Here is a 22,229-nt window from a genome sequence, read left to right as displayed (position 1 = left end):
AGGGGCAGAGCAACGGGGTGACCCTATCCCGTGACTTGTGCTACCCCACCGCCGGCGAACTCGCCGTCGCCGCCCGCGCGCTCGTGGCCGAGCACCCCGGCCTGGCCCGGCTGCGGCAGGTCGGGACCTCCCGGGGCGGCCGCCCGCTGTGGCTGCTGTCCGTGGGCCCCGCCACGGCCGGCGGCGGCGAGGTCCTGATCGTGGCCGGCTCGCACGCCAACGAACCCGTCGGGGGGCCCACCGCGCTCGCCCTGGCCCGCCGGGTGGCCGCCGAGGCCGCCCTGCGGGAGCGCGGCGGCTGGCACTTCCTGCTCTGCGCCGACCCCGACGGGGCGGCCCTGCACCGCACTCCGCACCCGGGCACCCTGCTCGACTACCACCGGAACTTCTTCCGGCCGCCGGGCCCCGAACAGCCGGAGTGGGCACCGTCTTTACTGACCGCGGACCGGCTGCCGCCGGAGACCCTGGCCCTGACCGCGCTCATCGACGAGCTGCGCCCGCTGCTCCAGGTCTCACTGCACGGCACCGACCTGGGCGGCAGCTGGGTGCAGCTGACCCGCGACATACCGGGCCTGGCCGAGCCCTTCGGGAAGTCGGCCGCCGAGCTGCGCATCCCGGTGGAGACCAGCGCCTGCGACGCGGCGGGCTGGCCCTCCCCCGGCCCGGGGATCTTCGTGATGCCGGAGCCGGCCGGGCCCGCGGCCGGCTCCCCGCACGCCGACGACGCCCGCCTCTCCACCTGGTACCGCGCCCACCGGCACGGCGGCACCACGGCGATCGTGGAGGTGCCCATGTGGGCCGGGGACCTGGTCGACGACCCGGCCCCGCACCCCGACCCGCGCGCGGCCCTGCGCGGGCTGGCCCGCCGGCTCACCGCCGAGGCGGCCCCGGTCGCCGATGCCCTGGCCCGGGCCCGGGCGGACCTGCCCGGCGAGCCGGGACCGCTGCTGCGGGCCGCGGACTGGACGCTGGCGCTGATCCCCGGGCTGGCGCTGGAGTGGTCCCGGGCCTCGCCGGCCGGGGCCAGTACGGCGTACATCGCGGGCATCGACGCCTTCGCCCGCCGGCTGGTGCTGCGCGCGGCGGCGATGCTGCTGCGGGTGCTGGCCGCCGCCGGGCATCCGGCCGCACCGGCCCTGGAGGACCTGCTGGCCGGCGGGTGCGAGGCCTTCGCGCACCGGTTCCGGGCCCGCTGGGTGCCGGTGGCCACCCAGGTCGAGCACCAGGCGGCGACCGTGCTGGCGGCGCACCGGCGGCTGCTGGGGGCCGCTCAGACCGTCCAGCCGTAGCGCAGCTTGGGCTTGCCGGCCGCGCCCAGCCGGTCGTAGAAACGGATGGCGTCGGCGTTCCAGTCGGGCGTCTGCCACTGGACCTGCTCCAGGCCCAGCTCCCGGGCGTACCGGCGGACGCCGTCCATCAGGGCGGCGCCGAGGCCGTGGCCGCGGGCCTGCTCGGCCAGGTACAGGCAGTCCATGTGCAGGTAGGAGCGGCCCTCCCAGAAGGCGAACTCCGTGGCGAGCGCGGCGTATCCGACCACCAGCCGGTCCTCGCCGGTGCCGGTCTCGGCGAGCAGCACCCGCAGGTCCCGGCCCCGCTCGGGGCCGGTCGCGGCCGCCCGGTCGGGACCGAAGAGCAGCGGGGCCAGCCGGTCGGCCAGCCCCGGGGCGGGCGGCGCGGCCCGCTCGTACGCGGCGTGTTCGTGGATCAGCTCGACGATGCGGGCGAGGTCCGCGGCCTCGGCGGGGCGGATCCGGGCGGCGGTACGGGGCTCGGTCATGGCCCCATCCTGCGGCACGCGCCGGGCTCCCGGCGCGGTCGGGCCCCGGTCAGCCGGCGGAGAGCCGGAAGAGCATGCTGCCGAAGCCGACCTGGTCGCCCTCGCGGACGATCGCGGCGCCGGTGACGCGCCGGCCGTTGACGGTGGTGCCGTTGGTGGAGCCGAGGTCGCGCAGCACCCACAGGCCGTCGCGCAGGCTCAGTTCGGCGTGCGCGCGGGAGACGGTGTCGTGGCTCAGCCGCAGGCCGTTGCCCGGGTCGCGGCCGATCCGCAGCGGGTGCGGGCCGGGCTGCGGCAGCAGCAGCTTGGGCAGCTTCTCGGCCTGCCAGGCGTGCCGGACGCCCACCGAGACGGCCGAGACCCGGCTGACCCAGCCGAACAGCCGGGTGCCCCAGGGCTTTTGGGTGGGACCCGCGTCGAGGTCGGCGGTGAGCGCGGCGAGCTCGTCGGCGCGCCGGGCGAGCAGGGCGAGTTCCATCCGCCGCAGGAAGGTGTCGTGCGACAGCTTCCCCTGGGCGGCGCCCTCGCGCAGCAGCCCGAGGGCACGGTCCCGCTGGGCGTCCGAGAGCCGGGCGGGGAAGGGGGTGCGGAACTCAAAACTCGACGTCACAGGGTGATTGTCGGCCCGTCATGGGCGGAGTGTCCAGAAGGGGCCCCCGCGGCCCGCGATGATGGGCGGCGAAGGCACGTTGGGTACCGTCGGCTACGAGGGGACCGGCTCATGCGGTTCGAGGTCTGGGCACCACAGGCGGAACGCGTCGCGATGCGGCTGCGGGGGGAACCACCGGCGCCGCTGGAGCGGGATCCGGTGCGCGCCGGCTGGTGGACGGCCGAGGCGCCGGCCGCCGAGGGCGACCGGTACGGCTTCCTCCTGGGCGAGGACCCGGTGCTGCGGCCCGATCCGCGCGGCCGGCGACTGCCGGACGGCCCGGAGGGGCCGAGCGCGGTGGTGGACCCGGCCGCCCTGGCGGCCACCGCCGGCGGGGCCCCGGCCCGGCCGCTGCCGGCCCTCCAGGACGCGGTGCTGTACGAGCTGCACATCGGCACCTTCACCCCCGAGGGCACCTTCGACGCGGCGGCCGGCCGGCTGGCGCACCTGGTGGAGCTGGGTGTCTCGCACGTCTCCCTGATGCCGGTCTGCCCCTTCCCGGGCCGGCACGGCTGGGGGTACGACGGGGTGGCGCCCTGGGCGGTCCACGAGCCGTACGGCGGCCCGGCGGGACTGGCCCGGTTCGTGGCGGCGGCGCACGCGCAGGGGCTGGGGGTGGTGCTGGACGTGGTCCACAACCACCTGGGCCCCTCCGGCAACCATCTGCCCGCCTTCGGGCCCTACTTCACCGACACGCACCACACGCCCTGGGGCGCGGCGGTCAACCTGGACGCGGCCGGCTCCGACGAGGTGCGGGCCTACCTGCGGGAGAGCGCGCTGGCCTGGCTGCGCGACTACCGGATCGACGGGCTGCGGCTGGACGCCGTGCACGCCCTGGCCGACGACCGCGCGCTGACCTTCCTGGAGGAGCTGGCCGAGGCGGTGGACGCGCTGTCCGCGGAGAGCGGCCGGTCGCTGTTCCTGATCGCCGAGTCGGACCTGTGCGACCCGCGCACCACCACCCCGCGGCCGGCCGGCGGGCTGGGCCTGCACGCGCAGTGGAACGACGACTTCCACCACGCCCTGCACACCGCCCTGACCGCCGAGTCGCAGGGCTACTACGCGGACTTCGCCGCGGCCCCGCTGGCCGCCCTGGCCAAGACGATGACCCGGGCGTTCTTCCACGACGGCACCTGGTCGAGCTTCCGGGGCCGCGCCCACGGCCGGCCGGTGGACCGCCGCCGCACCCCCGCCCACCGCTTCCTGGGCTACGCCCAGACCCACGACCAGGTCGGCAACCGGGCCACCGGCGACCGGCTGTCGGCCGCACTGTCCCCGGGCCTGCTGGCCTGCGCGGCGGCGCTCACCCTGACCGGGCCGTTCGTGCCGATGCTGTTCATGGGCGAGGAGTGGGGCGCGGGCACGCCCTGGCAGTACTTCACCGACCACACCGACCCCGGCCTGGCCGAGGCCGTCCGCGCGGGCCGGCGGCGGGAGTTCGCGGCGCACGGCTGGGCCGCGGAGGACGTGCCGGACCCGCAGGACCCGGCCACCCGGGACCGCTCGGTGCTGGACTGGCACGAGCCGGCCAACGCCCCGCACGGCCGCCTCCTGGAGTGGTACCGGACCCTGGTGGCGCTGCGCCGGCGCCAGCCGGACCTGCGCGATCCGGACCTGGCGGCGGTCCGGGTCGCCTTCGACGAGGAGCGGCGCTGGATCACGTACCGGCGCGGGGACGTGCGGGTGGCGGTCAACCTGGCACCGGACCCGGTGACGATCGCCCTGGGCCGCAACGGCGTGCGGGTCCTGGCCTCCTGGGAACCCACCGCCCCCCTGGACCCGGACGGCCGACTCCACGTACCCGGCGAGTCCGCGGTGGTACTGGGGCCCTGAGCGGCCGGGCGGCGGGCCGGCGCGTCCGGCCCGCTACCCGCCCGTACCCGCGCCGGCGCTCGCGCCGGCCCCGGCGCCCGCCGGCGGCGGGGCCCAGCTCACCTCGTAGTACCTGAGCTGGTCGTCCTCCCCGATCAGCTCGAGGCCGGCGGCGGCCATCACGCGCTGGGAGGCGATGTTGTCGTGCGAGGTGTCGCCCCGCACGCTGCGCGCGCCCAGCTCCCGGGCCAGTCCCACCAGCGCCCGCAGCGCCTCGGCGGCGTACCCCTGGCCGCGGACGGCGGGGATCAGCCCGTACCCGATGGTGACGCTGCCCTCCTCGTCGGCCGGGCCGTGGAAGCCCAGCCCGCCGATCGCGGCCCCGTCCGCCCGGCGCCGGATCTCGTAGGCCCCGAACGGTCCGGGGTCCCCGCCCTCGGCGCAGGTGCTCAGGAAGTTGCGGGCCCCGACCAGGTCGACCTCGGCCGGGTAGCCGGGGGCCCAGCGGTCGGCGGCCCGCGGGGTGCGGGCCAGCAGCCGCTCCGCGTCGGCCGGGGTCATCGGGTGCAGGACAAGCCGTGCGGTCACCACGTCCACCAAGTCGCCCATGACACCGTGGACTATCACATGAGCCCGCCCCGCGCCTATGCGCCGGACGCATTCGAGCCGCCGTCGGCCGGCCCGAACTCCCGGGCGGTCACGGCCGGTTCCCGGTCGCTCCGGAAACGACTGCGGGGCGTACGCCGATGCGTACGCCCCGAAGTCGAACAGGGTGAGTGACGGGACTTGAACCCGCGGCCACCTGGACCACAACCAGGTGCTCTACCAACTGAGCTACACCCACCACGACGGGCAGCGGGTGCCCGTTCGATGTGCATGCACAGCATAGCCGATCAGCGGAGTGGTCCCGGCGCCGTGCGGCGGGTGCCGGGACCCCGGATCCGGCCGGGCCCGGTCAGCCCTTGAGGAAGGCCTCGACCGCTGTGACCAGCGCCACGGGCGTTTCGTGCATCGGGTAGTGCCCGGTGCCCGGCAGCACCCGGACCTCGCAGTGCGGGTACCAGACCTGCCAGGTGCCCCGCATGACCTCCTCGGTCAGCGCCAGGTCGTACGCCCCGGCCAGGACCAGCACCGGGACGGTGTTGCCCTTGACGGCGTCGGAGAGGTCCAGGCCCGTCCAGCTGTCCAGGTACCGGGCGAAGGCCTCGGGCCGGGAGACCGTCACGGAGTGGTCGACCATCCGGTCGAGCCAGTGGGCGCTCGCCCGGTTGCCGGTGACCAGGTCGAGGATGATCCGCCGCTTCTCGGGGTCCTCGGCGGCGCCGTGGAAGAGGGCGTGGGTCGGCTCGTCCATCGGGTACGGGGCGGCGGGCACGGGGGCCAGCCCGACGATCCGCTCGACCCGCCCGGGCGCTCCGACCAGCACCTGCTGGGCGGCCTTGCCGCCCATGGAGTGCCCGATCAGGGAGAAGGTCTCCCAGCCCAGCTCGTCGGCCAGGGCCAGTACGTCCCCGGCGATCTCGGGCAGGTCGTACCGCCCCTCCTCGCCCTTGCGGCGGCCGTAGCCGCGGTAGTCGAGGAAGGCGTAGGTGAAGGCCCGGGGGTCGAGGTAGTCCAGGACGGAGCCCCAGTTGTCGGAGGTGCCGAACCAGTCGTGCAGCACCACGACCCGGCGGGGGCCGGTCCCTACGGTCCGGTGGGCGATGGCCATGCGGTCTCCCTGCGCTGACGTTGTGACGTACGCGAGAACTGACGCCGTATGGTCTGCCCACCGGGCCGCGGCTCACACCGCGGCTCCGGGCCGGCCGCCGGGGCGGCCGGCCCGGCCGGTCAGACGGTGATCAGGCCCGGGTCGCTGACGCCGGAGGCGCCGGTCTCCACGTGCCCGGCCAGCCGGCGCAGGAAGGTGGTGTCGGCGTCGGAGGTGATGGTGAGGTCGTACCAGCTGCGGGTCGCGCGCAGGTCGATGCTCTGGGCGAGGGTGGTGCCCTTGCGGACCGTGAAGGTCTGCGTGGTGCCGCCGTAGGCGTTGGTCACGGTGACGTGGACGTCGGCGGTGCCGACGTTGCCGAAGGTGAGGTCGAGGTTGCCGGTGGTCGCGTTGTGGCGGGCGGTGACCTCGGTGCCGGCGGTCTTGGTGTTGCGGAAGCGGCGCAGGAAGCCGTTGGGGCCGTGGACGGTCAGGTCCGTGACGCCGTTGGAGTAGGTGGTGTTCCAGGTGTCCGCGATCGACTTGCCGGCCTCGGTGGTGTAGGTCCAGGGGCCGTCGGTGCGGTTGGGCGAGGTGACCAGGAACTGCGCGCCGGCGGCCGGGCCGCCGCTGAAGGTCAGCTGGTACTTGCCGGTGCTCGTGTTGGCCGCGCCGTCGACGTAGGGCGCGTACTTCAGCGGGCGGGTCGGCTTGCTGCCGGCCTCCTGCTTGGGCATGGTGCCGACCGCCGGGACCGGGGGGACGTAGTCCGCGTGCCGGTTCTTGTCCGGCGGGTAGTAGCCGGCGGTGGACGGCAGCGCGCCCGTGCCGCCGTCGCTCTTGGAGAAGTCGAAGGCCGAGGTCAGGTCGCCGCAGATGGCACGGCGCCAGGGCGAGATGTTGGGCTCCTTGACCCCGAAGCGGGTCTCCATGAAGCGGATGATCGAGGTGTGGTCCAGCGTCTCGGAGCAGGTGTAGCCGCCCCGGCTCCAGGGCGAGACGACCAGCATCGGCACCCGCTGGCCCAGGCCGTAGGGGCCGGCCACATATCCGGTCTTGCCGGGGAAGTGGTCGAGGGTGGTGGAGACGGTGGACAGTCCCTGGGCCGCGGAGCCGGGGACGTACGGCGGCACCACGTGGTCGAAGAAGCCGTCGTTCTCGTCGTACGTGATGAACAGCGCGGTCTTCGCCCAGACGTCCGGGTTGGAGGTCAGCGCGTCGAGCACCTGGGCGATGTACCAGGCGCCGTAGTTCGCGGGCCAGTTGGGGTGCTCGGTGAAGGCCTCGGGGGCGGCTATCCAGGACACCTTGGGGAGCGTGCCGGCCTGCACGTCGGACCGGAGGATGTCCATGAAGCCCTGGCCGGCCTTGGCGTCGGTGCCGGTACGGGCCTTCTGGAAGAGCGCGCTGCCGGGCTGGGCGTTGCGGTAGGTGTTGAAGTACAGCAGCGAGTTGTCGCCGTAGTTGCCGCGGTAGGCGTCGTTGATCCAGCCCCAGCCGCCGGCCGCGTCGAGGCCGTCGCCGCGGTCCTGGTAGATCTTCCAGGAGACGCCGGCCGCCTCCAGGCGCTCGGGGTAGGTGGTCCAGCCGTAGCCGGCCTCGGCGTTGTTCAGGACGGGACCGCCGCCGGTGCCGTCGTTGCCGGTGTGCCCGGTCCACATGTAGTACCGGTTGGGGTCGGTGGAGCCGATGAAGCTGCAGTGGTACGCGTCGCAGATCGTGAAGGAGTCGGCGAGCGCGTAGTGGAAGGGGATGTCCTCGCGGGTGAGGTACGCCATCGTGGTAGCCGTCTTGGCCGGCACCCACTGGTCGTACTTGCCCTTGTTGAAGGCCTTCTGGCCGCCCGCCCAGTCGTGGTTCAGGTCCTGGATGAACTGCATGCCCAGGTTGTTCGCGGGGGGACGGAAGGGCAGGACCTCCTTCTTGTTCGCGTCCGTCTGGTACCAGACGGGCTTGCCGCTGGGCAGCGTCACCGGCCGGGGGTCGCCGAAGCCGCGGACACCCTTCATCGACCCGAAGTAGTGGTCGAAGGAACGGTTCTCCTGCATCAGGACGACGATGTGCTCGACGTCCTGGATCGTGCCGGTGGTGCCCTGCGCGGGGATGGAGGCGGCGCGCGCGATGCTGTCGGACAGCATGGTGAGCGCGGCGGCGCCACCACCGGCGATCTGCATGAAGCGGCGGCGGTTGAGTTCAGCCATCGGGGATTCGACCTCTGCGTGTGGAGGGGGGCGGCAGCGAGCGTCCCTAGAAGAACGCTCGAGTGGTACCGCGCGAAGACTCCCCCGTGACGCGTGGTGGTACTCCAGGCGAACGGATCCCCGTACCACCGCCCGCCCCGGCGAACGGTGGTACGGGGGCGCCTCAGTTGCCCGCCGAGGCCGGAGCCATAGCGTCCGGTTCCGTCCGGTGCTCCGGGTCCGGTACGTGCTCCGGCTCCGGGGCCGACTCCGAGCCCGCGGCGACCAGGTGGACGCTGCGGACCCGGCGGGTGCCCCGCTCCACGGTCAGCCGGACCACGTCACCGGTGTGGAAGGACGCCCGCCCGGGCGGCAGCGCCCAGGCCGTGGTCCGGTCCTCGGTGCCCTCGTCCACGGCGAGGAACCGGGCGGCCGAGGCCGAGCGCCGGGCCTCCAGCCGCAGCACCTCGCCGGTCAGGGTGCGCACCCCGGTCCGGCCGGCCACCAGCTGGCCGGCCAGGAAGAGCGTGAGCGCACCCGCGACCACCACCCCCGCCGTCTCGACCGGCAGCAGGCCCGTCTCGAAGGCGTCCATGCCGCCCCAGCCGTGCTCGCCCGCGTAGTTGAGGGGGAACATGCTGAGGAAGGCGACCAGCAGGGTCCAGCGGCGCAGTTTGCCGGCGATCAGCACCCCGAGGAGCACGATGCCTACCCAGCCCGCGTTCAGCAGCAGCACCGGACGGCGCAGCGAGTGCTCCGCGTCGGGTCCGGTGGTCACCGCCCAGTCGGGCTGCCGGAGCGTGCCGAAGAGGTACAGCCCCACGGTCACGGTCGCCGCACCCGCGACGAGTTGGAGCAGCAGCGAGGGGTTGCGGCCGAAGCCGGGCAGCAGCCGCGGGTAGCGGATCCGCACGGCCCGCCAGGTGCCGCCGTACGAGGACCAGACCCGGCGCTTGTCACCGGTGTCGAAGACCAGCAGCTGGTTGGCGCGGGTGGTCACGCCCAGGGCGCAGCCGTAGGCGAGGTAGCGGTCCCAGACGGTGACCAAGGCCGGCGGCAGCGCGGCGAACTCCTCGTGCGCGACCAGCCAGGAGCGCAGGCCCAGCCAGTGGCCGGCCCGCGCCAGGCCCGCCTCGGTGGCCCGCTCCCCGGTCACCCGCATGAACAGCCAGATGCAGGCGCTGAAGACCAGCGAGCCGATGACGGCGGCGGGGTACACCCGGCCGGTGCAGAGCACGGCCAGCGCGAAGAGCGCCGGCGCCACCAGTGCCGAGCCGGCCAGCACCAACTGGAGGGCGTTGCCGAACCGCGGCCGGGACAGGCCCCGGCGCCGGGCCTCGGCGATGACCTCCTCGCGCAGCTGCCGGTTCCAGGTGTCCGACCGCTCCTGGCCGCGGAAGGCGATCGCGCCGATCGGGGCGCCGGTGGCGCCGGCCCGCTCGGCGACCCGGGCCAGCACCCGGCGCTCGTACGGGGCGAGCTCCGCGTCGGAGGGCGGCGCCGCGGCCCCGTCCGCCCCGCGGACGTGCACGGTGGTGTCACCGGCGCGGTCGCCGGCCTGCCGCAGCTCGATCAGGCCCTTGTCGGCCAGGTCGAGGACGGTGGCCGCGGCCGCGTAGGTGTTGGAGCGCCAGCCGTCGGCCAGCAGGCTGACCACGGCGGGCGGTTCGGGGTGCTCGCCGAGCTCCTGCGTGGCCGGGCCGGGGACGACCGTGCCGTTGCGGGTGGCCAGCATGGCCAGGCCGAGCCCGGCCAGCCACAGCACGAGGGCCGCGCCGCCCGCCCAGGCGAACTGTTCGGCGAGGCTCATGCGAACCGCACCCGGACCGTCTCGCGGGCGCCGGTCTCCGCCTCGAAGTACTCCTTGCGGGTGTGCCCGCCGGCGAAGAGCGTGCCGGGGAAGGTCTCCTGCGCGGTGTTGTAGGACTGCACGGCGCTGTTGTAGAACTGCCGCGCGTAGGCGATCTTGTCCTCGGTCCTGGCCAGCTCGGCCTGGAGCTGCCGGAAGCTCTCGGCCGCGGCCAGCTCCGGGTACCCCTCGGCCAGCGCGAACAGCCCCCCGAGCTTCGCGGTCAGTTCGTTCTCGGCCTTGGCCCGGGCGGCCGTGCCGGCCCGTCCCGCCACCGCGGCGCCCCGGGCGGCGGTGACCGCCTCCAGGGTGCCGCGCTCGTGCGCCGCGTACCGCTCGACCGTGGCGACCAGGTTCGGCACCAGGTCGTGCCGTCGCTCCAGCTGCACCTCGACCTGCGCCCAGGACGCCCCCGTCTGGTTGCGCAGCGCGACCAGCCGGTTGAACGTCCGGACCGCCCATATCAGCGCGCCGAGGAGCACGACCCCCACGACCACTGCGATGACACCAGTGGTTCCCATCCCCCACCCCATTGCTTCCACGTTCACGTTCACACGTTCGGATGTACTTTCGGTCGGACCGGTCCGGAAACCGATCCCCGCGCATCGTAGACGGCACCCCTACCGGCCGGTACGGGTAATTTTCCGCGTCCGCCCGCGATCCAGGGCCGTTTGGAGCAACCGGAATGTGATCAATAGGATCCGCCGGTGATCACTAGACAACGGCCGGTACGACGGCCGCTTGCATGGCTGTGGATCCTGATCGCCGTACTCGGCCTGGGACTTCGGCCCCAGACGGCCTTCGCGGACGAGCCCGCCGGACAGCCGGCGCCCAAGGTGGAGCTGGTGCTCGACGTCAGCGGGTCCATGCGGGCCCGCGACATCGACGGCGGCTCGCGGATGGCGGCGGCCAAGCAAGCCTTCAACGAGGTCCTGGACGCCACCCCCGCCGAGGTCCAGCTGGGGATACGCACCCTGGGCGCCCAGTACCGCGGCAACGACCGCCAGGAGGGCTGCAAGGACACCCAGCAGCTGTACGCCGTGGGCCCGCTGGACCGCACGGAGGCCAAGACCGCGGTCGCGACCCTGGCCCCGACCGGCTGGACCCCGATCGGCCCCGCCCTGCTCAAGGCCGCCGGCGACCTCGACGGCGGTGCGGGCTCCCGCCGCATCGTCCTGATCAGCGACGGCGAGGACACCTGCGCGCCGCTGGACCCGTGCGTGGTGGCCCGGGACATCGCCGCCCGCGGCATCCACATCACCATCGACACCCTCGGCCTGGTGCCGGACGCCAAGACCCAGGCGCAGCTCAGCTGCATCGCGGCGGCCACCGGCGGCACCTACACCGCGGTCCGGCACAAGGAAGAACTCTCGCACCGGGTCGGCCAGTTGGTGGACCGGGCGGCCAAGCCGGAGGTCACCCCGAAGCCGGTGACGGGCGCCACCGAGTGCACCGCCGCCCCGGCCCTGACCTCCGGCATCTACAGCGACCGCGAGGAGTTCGGCGCGCACCGCTGGTACCGGGTGGAGGTCAAGCCCGGGCAGGAGCTGCGCGCCTCGGTGAGCGTGGCCGCGGACCGCGCGGTGGCCCGGGACTACGGCCTGCTGCTGCGCGCCACGACCCTGCACGGCCGGGAGATCGTCCGCGGCCAGGAAGCCGGCGAGGGCCGGACCGACGCCATCTCCACCGGGCTGCGCTACCCGCGGCCCGAGTCGGACTCGGACGAGGCGGCCGCGCCGGAGACGGTGTGCCTGCGGGTCAGCACCTCCTTCGCGGCCGCGGCCGGCGTGAAGACCACGCCCGGTCTGCCGGTGGAACTGACCGTCGACCTCGTCGACGGGCCCGACGGCGCTTCCGACGTCGCCTCCTTCGGCCTCGGCCGGGGCTGGTGGCTGCTGGGCGTGCTGACGCTCGCCGGCTTCCTCGCCGGTCTCGTGTGGGGCTGGCTCTCGCGCTGGCGTGTGACGGTCTGGAGGACCAACTGATGCGGCTCAAGCACGTTCTCGCGGGCGGCGCGGCGGTCCTCGGGCTGCTGGCCGGCCCGGCCGCGGTGCCGGCCTTCGCCGACCCGAGCCCGACGCCCTCGTCGAGCCCGGCCGGCTCCGCGGCCCCGACCGAGGCCGGTACGTCCTTCCGCAACGCCACCGAGATCGGCCAGGGGGTCACGGCCACCGCGGACGCCTCCTCGGGCGACTACCTCTACTGGTCCTTCGCCGCCGACCCGGGCCAGCGGCCCACCGTCACGGCCACGGTCCGGCTGCCGGAGGGCTCGGCGGCCTCGGGGCTCGCCTCCACCTGGCAGCTCGACGTGTACGACGGCCTGCGCCGCCGGCAGTCCTGCATGTACGGCGCCTCGACCCGCACGGCGGGCGGGGCCCGGTCGGTGGAGCTGGCCTGCGTCCTGCGGACGGTCCGGGCCTGGGCCGAGCCGTGGGCCAACGACCCGCTGCCGGGCACGTACTACGTCCGGCTGACCGCGGTCGGACTGGACCGGGCGGACGCGGGCGTGCCGGTGCACGCCGAGGTGAAGGTCGCCTCGAAGGAGATGGGCGGCCGGGCCGCGGTGGACGGCGCGCTGTCCGTCCCGCTGGTCCCGGGCACCGCGGCGCACGCCACCACCGGCGCCCGGCTCTTCTCCGGTGAGCCGGAGGACGGCTGGGCCTCGGGCCGCTGGACGGACCGCTGGCTCTGGACCGCCGCCGGCGGCCTCCTCGCCGCCCTCGCCGGCATCGCCGGCCACCGCCTCACCCAAGGCCGAGGCCGCCCCAGACACCTCCCCCCGGGCGCCTGACGGCATGAACGCGAAGCCCCTCCCGGCCGCCTGAGCGGGGCCGGGAGGGGCTTCTCCACATCGCCGCCGATCAAGCGGACAGCGAAGGCGAGTCACACACGCCGGCCCGTGAACTCGCCGGCGGAACGGCTCACGCGGCGCCGATGGTCCGGTCGCCGTACTCGATGGACACCGTGATGCGAGCGCCGAGCGCCGCAGCGTAGGTGCGCATGGTCTCCAGGTTGTGGATCTCGCCCCGTTCGATCTGGGACACCCGGGCCTGGGAGATGCCGACCGCGGCTGCAACCTGGGCCTGCGTGAGGTGCTGTTCCTCCCGGATCTCCCTCAGGTGGTACCCGAGCACGTACGCCTCGGTCGCGGTCCGCGCCGCCTGCTTGCGCGCCTCCCACTCCGCATCGGAGAGCTCGGGATGCGCCTCGCGCACCCTCCGCTTCGTCTCAGCCCAGTTGCCGGGACCCGCTCGTTGACCGCCCGGTTCAGGACTCCGTCGGCGTCAGCCTCAGGGAGATGCTGTTGATGCAGTACCGCTGGTCGGTGGGGGTGGGGTAGCCCTCGCCCTCGAAGACGTGGCCCAGGTGGGAGCCGCACTTCGCGCAGCGGACCTCGGTGCGGACCATGCCGTGGGAGGTGTCGGCGATCAGCTCGACGGCCTCGGTGTCCTTCGGGTCGAAGAAGGACGGCCACCCGCAGTGGGAGTCGAACTTCTCCGTGGAGCGGAACAGCTCCGCACCGCAGGCCCGGCAGCCGTAGACGCCCTCGGTCTTGGTGTCGGTGTACTCGCCGCGGAAGGCCGGTTCGGTGCCCGCCAGCCGGAGCACCTGGTACTCGCTGGGGGTCAGCTCGGCCTGCCACTGCTCGTCGGTCTTCTCGACCTCGTACGACATCACGCTCTCCTCGGCTCGACTCGGCGGCTCAGCGGGACCGGGCGGCCAGGCCCTCGAGAATGGCCGGGCCCAGGTCGGTCACATCGCCCGCACCCATGGTGAGAACGAGGTCACCGGGCTTCGCCATTCCCGCGATGACCGCCGGCACCCCGGCCTTGTCGTGCTGCGGGGCGACCTCCGCACCGGCGGCGCGGGCCGCGTCGATGATGATCGCGCTGGTGACGCCGGGCACCGGGTCCTCGCGGGCCGGGTAGATGTCCAGCACCACCGAGGAGTCGGCGAGCGCCAGCGCCTGGCCCATCTCCTTGCCCAGCTCCTGGGTGCGGGAGAAGAGGTGCGGCTGGAAGACCACGAGGATCCGGGAGTCCCCCGCGGCCCCGCGGATGGCCGCCAGGTCGGCGGACATCTCGGTCGGGTGGTGCGCGTAGGAGTCGATCACCTGGACGCCCGCGGCCTCGCCCTTGAGCTGGAGGCGGCGCTTGACGCCGGTGTACTTGCCGAGGGCGGAGGCGAGGTTGTGGGCCGGGATGCCGAGCGCCACGCCGGCCGCCAGGGCGGCCACGGCGTTGTGCGCGTAGTGGCTGCCGGGCACGGAGACGGTGAAGGTGAGCGGACGGCCGTCGAGCACGACGGTGACCTCGCTGCTCAGCCCGCGCGGGGTGATCTTGGTGATCCGGACGTCGGCCGCCTCGGACTCGCCGTAGGTGACGACCGTCAGGCCCTTGCCGCCGGCGACCCGGCGGGCGATCTCCACCGCACCGGCCTGGTCGGCGGAGATCACCAGGGTGCCGCCGGGCACGACCTTGCCGACGAAGGTCTCGAAGGAGGCGTAGATCTCCTCCATCGAGGCGTAGTTGGCGTGGTGGTCCAGCTCCGCGTTGAGGATGATCGCGACCTGCGGGTCGTACTTGTGGAAGCTGCGGTCGCTCTCGTCGGCCTCGGCGACGAAGATGTCGCCCTCGCCGTGCTGGGCGTTCGAGCCGGGCGCGTCCAGGTCGCCGCCGATGGCGTACGAAGGGTCCAGGCCCAGCGCGCCGAGCGAGACCGCCAGCATGGAGGTGGTGGTGGTCTTGCCGTGGGTGCCGGCCACCGCGATCGGGCGCAGCCCGTCCATCAGGGCGGCGAGCGCGTCGGAGCGGTGCACGACCGGGATGCCCAGCTCGGCGGCCCGGGCCAGCTCCGGGTTGTCGGCGCGGATGGCGCTGGAGACCACGACGCAGGTGGCGTCCTCGGCGAGGTGCCCGGCGGCGTGCCCGATGTGGACCGTGGCGCCCTGGACCCGCAGCGCCTCGGCGGTCGGGGAGTCCTTGGCGTCGCTGCCGGCCACCTTGGCACCGCGCTGGGCGAGGATCTTCGCGATGCCGGACATCCCGGCGCCGCCGATGCCGATGAAGTGGGGCCGTTCCATGGCGGTCGGCAGGCCGGGCGGCGTCATACGGGATCTCCCCAGGTGCGGTGCGGTGTGGCGGTCGCGGCGGCGCGACGGTCACGCGTACGGTCCGGCGCCGCGAGGCGCCGGGCGCCCAGCTTATTCGTTGTGGGCGAAGAGCTTGAGCACCGGAACGCCGACCTTGTGCCGGGCCCGCGAGGCCCAGTCCCGGTGGAAGAACTCCTCGACGAAGTGCGGCGCGGTCAGGACGATCACCTCGTCCGCCCCGGTCTCCTCCACCACGGACTTCAGCTTGTCCAGGGGATGGTCCTCGACGATCTGCCCGACCGCCTCGCTGCCCTTGGCCCGCAGGGCCTGGAGGGAGTGGTCCAGGGCCTTCTCGGCCGGGGCCACGGCGTCCGCGCCCTCCGGTTCGTCGCCCTCCCGGATCGCCTCCGGCAGCTCGCCGAGGGCGACGTCGTCGATGGCGCGCAGCAGCCGGTCCTGGTCGCCCCGCGGTTGCATGAGCACGATGAACGAGACCCGGTCGTCTCCGTGCAGGGTCGTGACGAAGTCCACGTCTACGGCTGTCAGAGGCTTCTCGATCATCAAAACGCTCGTGAACACGGACGTCCTCTCCTTCATGGGCCCGGCGGCCCCTGCGGAAACCATCCTGCCCCGCTGTGACACGGGGCCTGCGCTGTAAGTGTGCCCACCGGAAGCTAAGCGGAACGGTTAATTCCGGTGTGTCTCAGATCCGACGGTAGCGGGTGAAAAGGAACCCGGCCTCCTCCAGCAGGCAGGCCAGTCCCAGCCGTGCCGGCACCTCCACCGAGGGGCCCCCGGCGATCCGCTGCGCGGTCCCCGCGGTCAGCATCGGCGAGAGCGTCAGGCACAGCTCGTCCAGCACCCCGGCGGCCACGAACTGCCCCAGCATCCGGGGACCGCCCTCGGTCAGCTGCCGGCGCAGCCCCCGCTCGGCGAGCAGCGCCACCGCGCGGGCCGGGTCCACCCCGATGCCCTCCCCGGCGAACAGCACCTCGGCCCCGGCCTTCCGGGCCTCGGCCACCCGGTCCGCCGGCGCCCCGGCCCCGGTCAGGACCAGGGTGGGCACCAGCGGGGAGGTGAAGAGCGGCAGCGTGTAGTCCAGCGCCAGCCCGGCGCTGATCACCGCGATGGCCGGGGCCGGGCCCTGGCCCGCGGCGGCCCGCCGGGCGGCGAAGGCCTCCCGGGCCCGGGCCGGCCGGTAGCCCTCCTGGCGAACCGTTTCCGCCCCGACCACGACCACGTCGGCCAGGGCCCTCAAGGTGCCGAAGACCCGCATGTCCGTCTCGCTCGAGATCGGCTGGGAGCGGCCGTCGTGCTGGGCGGCCCCGTCGAGGGTCGAGACCATGTTCGCCCGCAGCCAGTGCCCGGGGGCGGCCGCACCGGGGGCCCCCTCCGACCCGGGGTCCCCGGCCAGGGCCGGGTAGGCGTACGCGTCGGCGAGCTCGTCGAGCGACCACTCCCGGTCGGCGGTGGCAGCTGTCTGATCGGTCACAGGGAACAGGCGTCGCATGCGGTGCAGTGTGGCACGCCCCGTAGAGTTGAGTGCTGTGTCGACCTCCCTCTCCGCGTCCGGGCGGAGCCAGATAGCCGAGGCGGGCCCGCAGTCGCTGTGCGCCCGCGAGCCGCACGTGCCCGCCGAGCGCCTGGTCGCCGAGATGGTGCCGCCGCCGCGCTTCGACTCGGTGCGCTTCTCCACGTACGACCCGGACCCGAACCAGCCCAGCCAGACCGAGGCCGTGGCGGCGCTCAGCGCCTTCGCCGAGGGCCTGGGCGGCGCGCACGCCACGGGTGGCGGCAAGCGTCGCTGGTTCTCGAAGAAGCCGGCCGCGCCCGTCGGCCCCCGCGGGGTCTACCTCGACGGCGGCTACGGCGTCGGCAAGACGCACCTGCTGGCCTCGCTGTGGCACGCCACCCCGGCCGCGCCCGAGTACAAGGCCTTCGGCACCTTCGTCGAGCTGACCAACCTGGTCGGCGCACTGGGCTTCCAGCAGACCGTGCAGACCCTCAGCGGGCACCGGCTGCTGTGCATCGACGAGTTCGAGCTCGACGACCCGGGCGACACCGTCCTGGTCTCCAGCCTGCTGGGCAAGCTGGTCGAGCACGGTGTGGCGCTGGCCGCCACCTCCAACACCCTGCCCGGCAAGCTCGGCGAGGGCCGGTTCGCCGCGGTGGACTTCCTCCGCGAGATCCAGGGCCTGTCCGCGCACTTCCGGCCGCTGCGCATCGACGGCGAGGACTACCGGCACCGGGGCCTGCCCGAGGCGCCCGCCCCCTACTCCGACGAGCAGGTGGCGAAGGCCGCGTACGCGACCCCGGGCGCCAGCCTGGACGACTTCCCGCACCTGCTGGAGCACCTGGCCCGGGTGCACCCCAGCCGGTACGGCGCGCTGTCGGAGGACATAGCCGCGGTCTGCCTGACCGACGTCACCCCGGTCCCGGACCAGTCGACCGCGCTGCGCCTGGTGGTGCTCGCGGACCGGCTCTACGACCGGGAGATACCGGTGCTCGCCTCGGGCGTCCCCTTCGACCGGCTCTTCAGCGAGGAGATGCTGGCGGGCGGTTACCGCAAGAAGTACTTCCGCGCCATCTCGCGGCTCACCGCGCTGGCGCGTGACGCAAAGGGGCTTGTGGCGCAGTAGGTTGGCACCGCCGGGGCCGAACGGCCCCGGCCGACCAGCCTGAAGGGAACCATCATGGCCACCACGCGTCACGCACACACCGTCTGGGAGGGCGACCTGCTCAAGGGCGCGGGCAAGGTGACGCTCGACTCCTCCGGCGTCGGCACGTACGACGTCTCCTGGCCGGCCCGCTCCGAGGAGCCGAACGGCAAGACCAGCCCCGAGGAGCTCATCGCCGCCGCGCACTCCAGCTGCTTCTCGATGGCCTTCTCCAACGGTCTGGCCAAGGCGGGCACCCCGCCCACCAAGCTGAACACCTCCGCGGCCGTCACCTTCCAGCCCGGCACCGGCATCACCGGCATCCACCTGACCGTGGAGGGCGAGGTGCCCGGCATCGACGAGGCCGCCTTCCAGGCCGCGGCCGAGGACGCCAAGAAGAACTGCCCGGTGAGCCAGGCGCTGACCGGTACGACCATCACCCTGGACGCCAAGCTCGTCTGACGCGACACCTGCGGGGCCGGTGGCCCGCATGCCGGACCGCGCGCACCGCGCGTGGTACCAACGTGCGGGTCACCCTCCTGTCGGCCTCCAGGGAGTCCCCATGCCAGTGACCCGGCGCCAGATGCTGGCCGGTGCGGGTGCCGTCGTCTTCTCCGGCGCGGTCGCCGAGGTGCACGCCGGCGCCGCCGCCCGGACCCTGCGGCCGGACGGGTACGGGCCGCTGCTGCCCGACCCCCGGGGCCTGCTCGACCTCCCGGCGGGCTTCTCGTACCGGGTCCTGTCGCGCACCGGCGACCCGCTGCGCTCGGGGCAGGGGCCGGTGCCCTCGAACTGCGACGGCATGGCCGCCTTCGAAGGGCCCGGCGGCGGGGTGCGGCTGGTGCGCAACCACGAGAACAAGGCCACCGCCCAGGTGCCCGTCCCGCACGTCGAGGGGCTGGTCTACGACCGCGGCGGCCGGGGCGGCTGCACCGTCCTGGAGCTCGACGCGCGCGGCGCGGTCACCGGTGAGCGCGTGGGCCTGTCCGGTACCGCGTACAACTGCGCGGGCGGCCACACCCCCTGGGGGACCTGGCTGAGCTGCGAGGAGACCGAGGACCGGGCCGGCACCACCGGATACGAGAAGGACCACGGCTTCGTCTTCGAGGTGGACCCGGCCGACCCGCACCGCACCGGTGCGGTGCCGCTGACCGCGCTGGGCCGCTTCCAGCACGAGGCGGTGGCCGTGGACCCGCGCACCGGCGTCGTGTACGAGACCGAGGACGCCTTCGTCGCGCCCTTCGGACTCTTCTACCGCTTCCTGCCGCACCGGCCGGCCGGCGGCACCGGCTCGCTGCGGGCCGGCGGGCTGCTGGAGGCGATGCGGGTGCCGGGGGTGGCCGACCTCTCCGTGGTCCAGGAGCCCGGCACGGTCTTCGAGGGCGTCGAGTGGGTGCCGGTACCGGACCCGCTGGCCCGCCACACCCCCGTGCGCCTCCAGGACTACGGTCCGCGCGGCATCACGCACGCGCAGAAGCTGGAGGGCTGCTACTGGGAGGGCTCCCGGGTCTACTTCGTCTCCAGCTACGCCCGGCGCCGGGAGGGCGCCCCCGCGGACCACTTCGGCCAGGTCTGGGCGTACGAGCCGGCCCGCCGGCGGCTCACGCTGGTGGTGGTCTTCGGCCCGGCCACCGACATCCGGCTGCCCGGCGAGAGCCCGGACAACATCTGCCTGGCCCCCGGCGGCGGGCTGATGGTCTGCGAGGACGGCGGCGGGGCGCAGCACGTCTTCGCGCTCTCCCCGGACGGCGAGGTCTTCCCGGTCGCCCGCGGCGCCCAGAACATCGGCACCGCCAAGGCGCCGGAGTACGGGGAGTTCGCGGGGGTGACCTTCTCGCCCGACGGGTCGGTGATGTTCGTCAACTGCTACACCCCGGGCACCACCTTCGCCGTCACCGGCCCCTGGCGGTAGCACCTCCGGTCGCGCCCCCGGCCGATCCGTCGCAGGATCGTACGCATCCGACGGGAAGGGGTGCGCGGTGGGCAAGGGCAAGAAGGGCGGGTCCGGGCCCTCGGTCCGCCGGGCGCTGCGGCTGCCGGTGGGCGAGCGGCCCGACCTGGCGGCGATCGACCCGGCCGGCACCCCGGTGGGCCCGTCCGGCAAGGCCGCCGGGGTGGCGGCCACCGCCGCGCTGGGCGAGCGGCTGGGCGCCCTCCAGGAGCGGCTGTACGCGGCGAGCACCGGGGGCGACCGGCGGCGGGTGCTGCTGGTCCTCCAGGGCATGGACACCTCCGGCAAGGGCGGCACGGTCAAGCACGTCATCGGCCAGTTCAACCCGTCCGGCTGCCGGATCAAGGCCTTCAAGGCGCCGACGCCCCAGGAGCTGGCCCACCCCTTCCTGTGGCGGGTCATGAAGGCGCTGCCGGGGCCGGGCGAGATCGGCATCTTCGACCGCTCGCACTACGAGGACGTACTGATCGCCCGGGTGCGCACGCTGGTGCCGCGCGGTCAGCTGCGCCGCCGCTACGGCCAGATCCGCCGGTTCGAGGAGGCCCTGGCCGAGGACGGCGTGAGCATCGTCAAGGTCTTCCTGCACATCGGGTACGAGGAGCAGCGCCGGCGGCTGCTGGAGCGGCTGGACAACCCGGACAAGCACTGGAAGTTCAACCCGGGCGACATCGACGAGCGGCTGCTGTGGCCCGCGTACCAGGAGGCGTACGAACTGGCCCTGGAGCGCTGCTCGTCCGAGGAGGCGCCCTGGTACCTGGTCCCGGCGGACCGCAAGTGGTACCGCAACTGGGCGATCAGCTCCCTGCTGCTGGAGCACCTGGAGGAGCTGGATCCGCGGTACCCGGCGGGTGACTTCGACGTGGCCGAGTGCCGTGAGCGCCTTCTCGCCACATAGTCATATAGTTTGCTTACGTGACGTTTTCAGTACGAAGAGTAGCGGCCGTCGGTGCGCTCGGTGCCCTCCTCGCGGGCTGCGGCAGCGGCACGTCCGGGGAGGCCGGCCGGGCGCACGCCGCCCTCGGGGCGCACGCCTCGCCCTCCCCCGCCGCCTCGGGCTCCCCCGCCGGGCCCGGACCCTCCCGCGCCCCGGGCCGGGCCGCCACGCCCGGTACCGCCCCGCGCCGGTCGGGGCCGCCCACCCTGGCGCCCGGACCGGCCGGCCTCACCCCGGTCTTCGAGCGGGCCCGGCACACCACCGACAAGGTCGTGGCACTGACCTTCGACGCCGACATGACCGCCGACCAGGGACCCCGCGCGGCCCGCGGCGAGCACTTCGACAACCCGCAGCTGATCGCCTCGCTGCGGCGGCTGAAGGTGCCCGCGACCATTTTCATGACGGGACGCTGGGCCGAGGAGTACCCGGACCAGGCGAGGTCGATCGGGACCGACCCGCTCTTCGAGATCGCGAACCACTCCTACAGCCACTACGCCTTCAAGGAGCCCTGCTACGGACTGCCGGCCCTGGACCCGGCCGCCGCGCGGGCCGACGTCGACCGGGCCTTCGAGGCCTTCCGCACCGCGGGCGCCCGCAACACCGTCCCGTACTTCCGCTTCCCCGGCGGCTGCTACGACGACGACGCGCTGCGGGTGCTCTCCACCGCCAAGGTGACGGCCGTGCAGTGGGACGTGGTCAGCGGGGACGCCTTCGCCAAGGACCCGGACGCGGTGGCCGAGGACGTCCTCGACGGCGTCAAGCCCGGCTCGGTGGTGGTGATGCACTGCACGCGCAGCGCCGCCCCGGTGACCGAGACGGCGCTGCGGCGGATCGTCCCGGAGCTGCGCGCCCGGGGCTACCGGTTCGTGAAGGTCTCCGAGCTCGTCGGCCGGTAGCGGCCGCGGGTCCTCAGTGCGCGGAGGACTGGCTCGGGGTGGCCTCGCTGGGGCGGACGATGACGAAGCCCTCGCCGTCCAGCCGCAGCTGGACGGCCTCGCCCGAGCCGCCGCGGATCATCGAGCCGACCGACTGCGAGCGGTGCAGCGAGGTCTGGAGCGAGGCGGTCCAGCCCACCACCGCGTCGGTGTCCACGCAGACGGACGACTGCGGGGAGACCGGGATGATGATCGGGTTGCCCTCGCACATGATGCCGAGCTTGCCGTGACCGGTGAAGACGCTGTTGAAGATGCCGCCGCCGGACATGCCGGCGCCCTTCACCGTCTTGATCTCGTAGGACAGCGTGGCGTCGAAGCACAGGACGTTGCGGCCGTTGATGGTCAGCGCGTCGCCGGGCTCGATGTCGACGATGAAGCAGTTCTGCGCCTCGTGGGCGAACCACGCCTCGCCCTGCCCGCGCACCGCCATCAGCGCCAGGCCCTCGCCGGTCACGGCGCGCTTGAGCATGCCGCCCAGGCCCTGGCCCTTGCGCTCGAACTGGAGGTTGCCGCGGAAGGCGACCATCGAGCCCTGGCGGGCCAGCATCTCGCCGTTCACCGCGTACTTGATGGACTTGGCGTTCTGCAGGGTCATGCCGGGTGCGGTGGCCGGCTGGACCATGTGATCCGAGGAAAAGAGGTCGCTCTTCATATGTGCGATCTTCGCGGGCGTGAGGTGCACCGGACAACCGCCCGTCTGTCA

The 22,229-nt window shown here is 73.9% G+C and carries 22 protein-coding genes and 1 tRNA gene; 9 read left to right on the top strand and 14 right to left on the bottom strand.

The window, feature by feature from the left end:
- Nucleotides 1-17: 17 nt before the first annotated feature.
- Nucleotides 18-1,289: a M14 family zinc carboxypeptidase gene (locus AB0O40_RS01055; protein WP_365034279.1), complete on the top strand. Its 1,272-nt coding sequence runs from the start codon at nucleotides 18-20 to the stop codon at nucleotides 1,287-1,289.
- Here AB0O40_RS01055 and AB0O40_RS01050 read toward each other — a convergent pair.
- Together AB0O40_RS01050 and AB0O40_RS01045 are read right to left on the bottom strand one after the other, a co-directional pair.
- Entirely contained in the window at nucleotides 1,271-1,777 is a 507-nt protein-coding gene (locus AB0O40_RS01050; RefSeq protein WP_365034277.1) for a GNAT family N-acetyltransferase, read from the bottom strand. The two genes, AB0O40_RS01055 and AB0O40_RS01050, sit on opposite strands and share 19 nt — an antisense overlap.
- Nucleotides 1,778-1,826: 49 nt before the next feature.
- On the bottom strand, nucleotides 1,827-2,387 hold the full coding sequence (locus AB0O40_RS01045; protein ID WP_365034275.1) for a DUF1707 and FHA domain-containing protein: 561 nt from the start codon (nucleotides 2,385-2,387) through the stop codon (nucleotides 1,827-1,829).
- A 111-nt stretch (nucleotides 2,388-2,498) separates the two neighbouring features.
- On the opposite strand from AB0O40_RS01045, the gene treZ reads away from it, so the two are divergent.
- Nucleotides 2,499-4,259 carry a malto-oligosyltrehalose trehalohydrolase gene (treZ, locus tag AB0O40_RS01040; protein WP_365034273.1) on the top strand — a complete coding sequence of 587 codons (1,761 nt, stop codon included), beginning with the start codon at nucleotides 2,499-2,501 and terminating at the stop codon, nucleotides 4,257-4,259.
- A gap of 33 nt (nucleotides 4,260-4,292) precedes the next feature.
- Here the strand turns inward: treZ and AB0O40_RS01035 are convergent, their stop codons facing one another.
- The 6 genes from AB0O40_RS01035 to AB0O40_RS01010 form a co-directional block, all read right to left on the bottom strand.
- Entirely contained in the window at nucleotides 4,293-4,838 is a 546-nt protein-coding gene (locus AB0O40_RS01035) for a GNAT family N-acetyltransferase (protein WP_365034320.1), read from the bottom strand.
- 171 nt (nucleotides 4,839-5,009) lie between these two features.
- A tRNA-His gene (locus AB0O40_RS01030) sits at nucleotides 5,010-5,082 on the bottom strand.
- A gap of 111 nt (nucleotides 5,083-5,193) precedes the next feature.
- A complete protein-coding gene (locus AB0O40_RS01025) occupies nucleotides 5,194-5,949 on the bottom strand; it encodes an alpha/beta hydrolase (protein WP_365034271.1) in 756 nt (251 codons plus the stop codon).
- Nucleotides 5,950-6,068: 119 nt separating this feature from the next.
- A complete protein-coding gene (locus tag AB0O40_RS01020; protein WP_365034269.1) occupies nucleotides 6,069-8,129 on the bottom strand; it encodes a phosphocholine-specific phospholipase C in 2,061 nt (686 codons plus the stop codon).
- Between the two features lie 163 nt (nucleotides 8,130-8,292).
- Nucleotides 8,293-9,918: a hypothetical protein gene (locus AB0O40_RS01015; protein ID WP_365034268.1), complete on the bottom strand. Its 1,626-nt coding sequence runs from the start codon at nucleotides 9,916-9,918 to the stop codon at nucleotides 8,293-8,295.
- Nucleotides 9,915-10,478, bottom strand: a complete 564-nt coding sequence (locus AB0O40_RS01010) for a LemA family protein (protein ID WP_365034266.1) — start codon at nucleotides 10,476-10,478, stop codon at nucleotides 9,915-9,917. The genes AB0O40_RS01015 and AB0O40_RS01010 overlap by 4 nt, the downstream gene beginning before the upstream one ends.
- Before the next feature lie 186 nt (nucleotides 10,479-10,664).
- On the opposite strand from AB0O40_RS01010, the gene AB0O40_RS01005 reads away from it, so the two are divergent.
- Both AB0O40_RS01005 and AB0O40_RS01000 read left to right on the top strand, forming a co-directional pair.
- The gene (locus AB0O40_RS01005; protein ID WP_365034265.1) at nucleotides 10,665-11,942 is read left to right on the top strand and encodes a VWA domain-containing protein; all 1,278 of its coding nucleotides are present in this window, start codon (nucleotides 10,665-10,667) and stop codon (nucleotides 11,940-11,942) included.
- Complete coding sequence (locus tag AB0O40_RS01000; protein ID WP_365034264.1) at nucleotides 11,942-12,748, top strand: hypothetical protein; 807 nt, start codon at nucleotides 11,942-11,944, stop codon at nucleotides 12,746-12,748. The genes AB0O40_RS01005 and AB0O40_RS01000 overlap by 1 nt, the downstream gene beginning before the upstream one ends.
- A gap of 130 nt (nucleotides 12,749-12,878) precedes the next feature.
- Here AB0O40_RS01000 and AB0O40_RS00995 read toward each other — a convergent pair whose 3' ends face one another.
- From AB0O40_RS00995 to AB0O40_RS00975, 5 genes are all read right to left on the bottom strand, one after another.
- A complete protein-coding gene (locus tag AB0O40_RS00995) occupies nucleotides 12,879-13,172 on the bottom strand; it encodes a helix-turn-helix transcriptional regulator (RefSeq protein ID WP_365034262.1) in 294 nt (97 codons plus the stop codon).
- Nucleotides 13,173-13,224: 52 nt separating this feature from the next.
- Complete coding sequence (gene msrB / locus AB0O40_RS00990; RefSeq protein WP_365034260.1) at nucleotides 13,225-13,632, bottom strand: peptide-methionine (R)-S-oxide reductase MsrB; 408 nt, start codon at nucleotides 13,630-13,632, stop codon at nucleotides 13,225-13,227.
- 28 nt (nucleotides 13,633-13,660) lie between these two features.
- Nucleotides 13,661-15,067 (bottom strand): UDP-N-acetylmuramate--L-alanine ligase, encoded by a 1,407-nt coding sequence (gene murC / locus AB0O40_RS00985; RefSeq protein ID WP_365034258.1) that lies wholly within the window; start codon nucleotides 15,065-15,067, stop codon nucleotides 13,661-13,663.
- A 93-nt stretch (nucleotides 15,068-15,160) separates the two neighbouring features.
- On the bottom strand, nucleotides 15,161-15,628 hold the full coding sequence (locus AB0O40_RS00980) for an indole-3-glycerol phosphate synthase (RefSeq protein ID WP_365034256.1): 468 nt from the start codon (nucleotides 15,626-15,628) through the stop codon (nucleotides 15,161-15,163).
- A gap of 124 nt (nucleotides 15,629-15,752) precedes the next feature.
- Nucleotides 15,753-16,559 (bottom strand): pyrimidine reductase family protein, encoded by an 807-nt coding sequence (locus AB0O40_RS00975; protein WP_365034255.1) that lies wholly within the window; start codon nucleotides 16,557-16,559, stop codon nucleotides 15,753-15,755.
- Nucleotides 16,560-16,596: 37 nt separating this feature from the next.
- On the opposite strand from AB0O40_RS00975, the gene zapE reads away from it, so the two are divergent.
- The 5 genes from zapE (at nucleotide 16,597) to AB0O40_RS00950 (ending at nucleotide 21,487) form a co-directional block, all read left to right on the top strand.
- Nucleotides 16,597-17,688: a cell division protein ZapE gene (gene zapE / locus AB0O40_RS00970; RefSeq protein ID WP_365034253.1), complete on the top strand. Its 1,092-nt coding sequence runs from the start codon at nucleotides 16,597-16,599 to the stop codon at nucleotides 17,686-17,688.
- 54 nt (nucleotides 17,689-17,742) lie between these two features.
- Nucleotides 17,743-18,168 carry an OsmC family peroxiredoxin gene (locus AB0O40_RS00965; protein WP_365034251.1) on the top strand — a complete coding sequence of 142 codons (426 nt, stop codon included), beginning with the start codon at nucleotides 17,743-17,745 and terminating at the stop codon, nucleotides 18,166-18,168.
- A gap of 100 nt (nucleotides 18,169-18,268) precedes the next feature.
- Nucleotides 18,269-19,618, top strand: coding sequence for an alkaline phosphatase PhoX (locus AB0O40_RS00960; RefSeq protein ID WP_365034249.1), 1,350 nt, complete (start codon nucleotides 18,269-18,271; stop codon nucleotides 19,616-19,618).
- A 67-nt stretch (nucleotides 19,619-19,685) separates the two neighbouring features.
- Nucleotides 19,686-20,552 carry a PPK2 family polyphosphate kinase gene (locus AB0O40_RS00955; RefSeq protein ID WP_365034247.1) on the top strand — a complete coding sequence of 289 codons (867 nt, stop codon included), beginning with the start codon at nucleotides 19,686-19,688 and terminating at the stop codon, nucleotides 20,550-20,552.
- Nucleotides 20,553-20,569: 17 nt separating this feature from the next.
- Nucleotides 20,570-21,487: a polysaccharide deacetylase family protein gene (locus AB0O40_RS00950; RefSeq protein ID WP_365034245.1), complete on the top strand. Its 918-nt coding sequence runs from the start codon at nucleotides 20,570-20,572 to the stop codon at nucleotides 21,485-21,487.
- A gap of 13 nt (nucleotides 21,488-21,500) precedes the next feature.
- Here the strand turns inward: AB0O40_RS00950 and AB0O40_RS00945 are convergent, their stop codons facing one another.
- Nucleotides 21,501-22,178, bottom strand: coding sequence for an AIM24 family protein (locus AB0O40_RS00945; protein ID WP_365034243.1), 678 nt, complete (start codon nucleotides 22,176-22,178; stop codon nucleotides 21,501-21,503).
- Between the last annotated feature and the right edge of the window lie 51 nt (nucleotides 22,179-22,229).

Source organism: Streptomyces sp. NPDC089919 (assembly GCF_040684615.1).
In the GTDB taxonomy this organism is placed as follows: Bacteria; Actinomycetota; Actinomycetes; order Streptomycetales; family Streptomycetaceae; genus Streptomyces.
This window is presented reverse-complemented; position numbering and strand designations above follow the sequence as displayed.

Excerpts from the sequence above, each read along its gene's own strand:
- AB0O40_RS01050 (WP_365034277.1), bottom strand. The coding sequence starts at position 1,777 with ATGACCGAGCCCCGTACCGCCGCCCGGATCCGCCCCGCCGAGGCCGCG.
- treZ (WP_365034273.1), top strand. The coding sequence starts at position 2,499 with ATGCGGTTCGAGGTCTGGGCACCACAGGCGGAACGCGTCGCGATGCGG.
- AB0O40_RS01025 (WP_365034271.1), bottom strand. The coding sequence starts at position 5,949 with ATGGCCATCGCCCACCGGACCGTAGGGACCGGCCCCCGCCGGGTCGTG.
- AB0O40_RS01020 (WP_365034269.1), bottom strand. The coding sequence starts at position 8,129 with ATGGCTGAACTCAACCGCCGCCGCTTCATGCAGATCGCCGGTGGTGGC.
- AB0O40_RS01015 (WP_365034268.1), bottom strand. The coding sequence starts at position 9,918 with ATGAGCCTCGCCGAACAGTTCGCCTGGGCGGGCGGCGCGGCCCTCGTG.
- AB0O40_RS01010 (WP_365034266.1), bottom strand. The coding sequence starts at position 10,478 with ATGGGAACCACTGGTGTCATCGCAGTGGTCGTGGGGGTCGTGCTCCTC.
- AB0O40_RS01000 (WP_365034264.1), top strand. The coding sequence starts at position 11,942 with ATGCGGCTCAAGCACGTTCTCGCGGGCGGCGCGGCGGTCCTCGGGCTG.
- msrB (WP_365034260.1), bottom strand. The coding sequence starts at position 13,632 with ATGTCGTACGAGGTCGAGAAGACCGACGAGCAGTGGCAGGCCGAGCTG.
- murC (WP_365034258.1), bottom strand. The coding sequence starts at position 15,067 with ATGACGCCGCCCGGCCTGCCGACCGCCATGGAACGGCCCCACTTCATC.
- AB0O40_RS00975 (WP_365034255.1), bottom strand. The coding sequence starts at position 16,559 with ATGCGACGCCTGTTCCCTGTGACCGATCAGACAGCTGCCACCGCCGAC.
- AB0O40_RS00965 (WP_365034251.1), top strand. The coding sequence starts at position 17,743 with ATGGCCACCACGCGTCACGCACACACCGTCTGGGAGGGCGACCTGCTC.
- AB0O40_RS00960 (WP_365034249.1), top strand. The coding sequence starts at position 18,269 with ATGCCAGTGACCCGGCGCCAGATGCTGGCCGGTGCGGGTGCCGTCGTC.
- AB0O40_RS00945 (WP_365034243.1), bottom strand. The coding sequence starts at position 22,178 with ATGAAGAGCGACCTCTTTTCCTCGGATCACATGGTCCAGCCGGCCACC.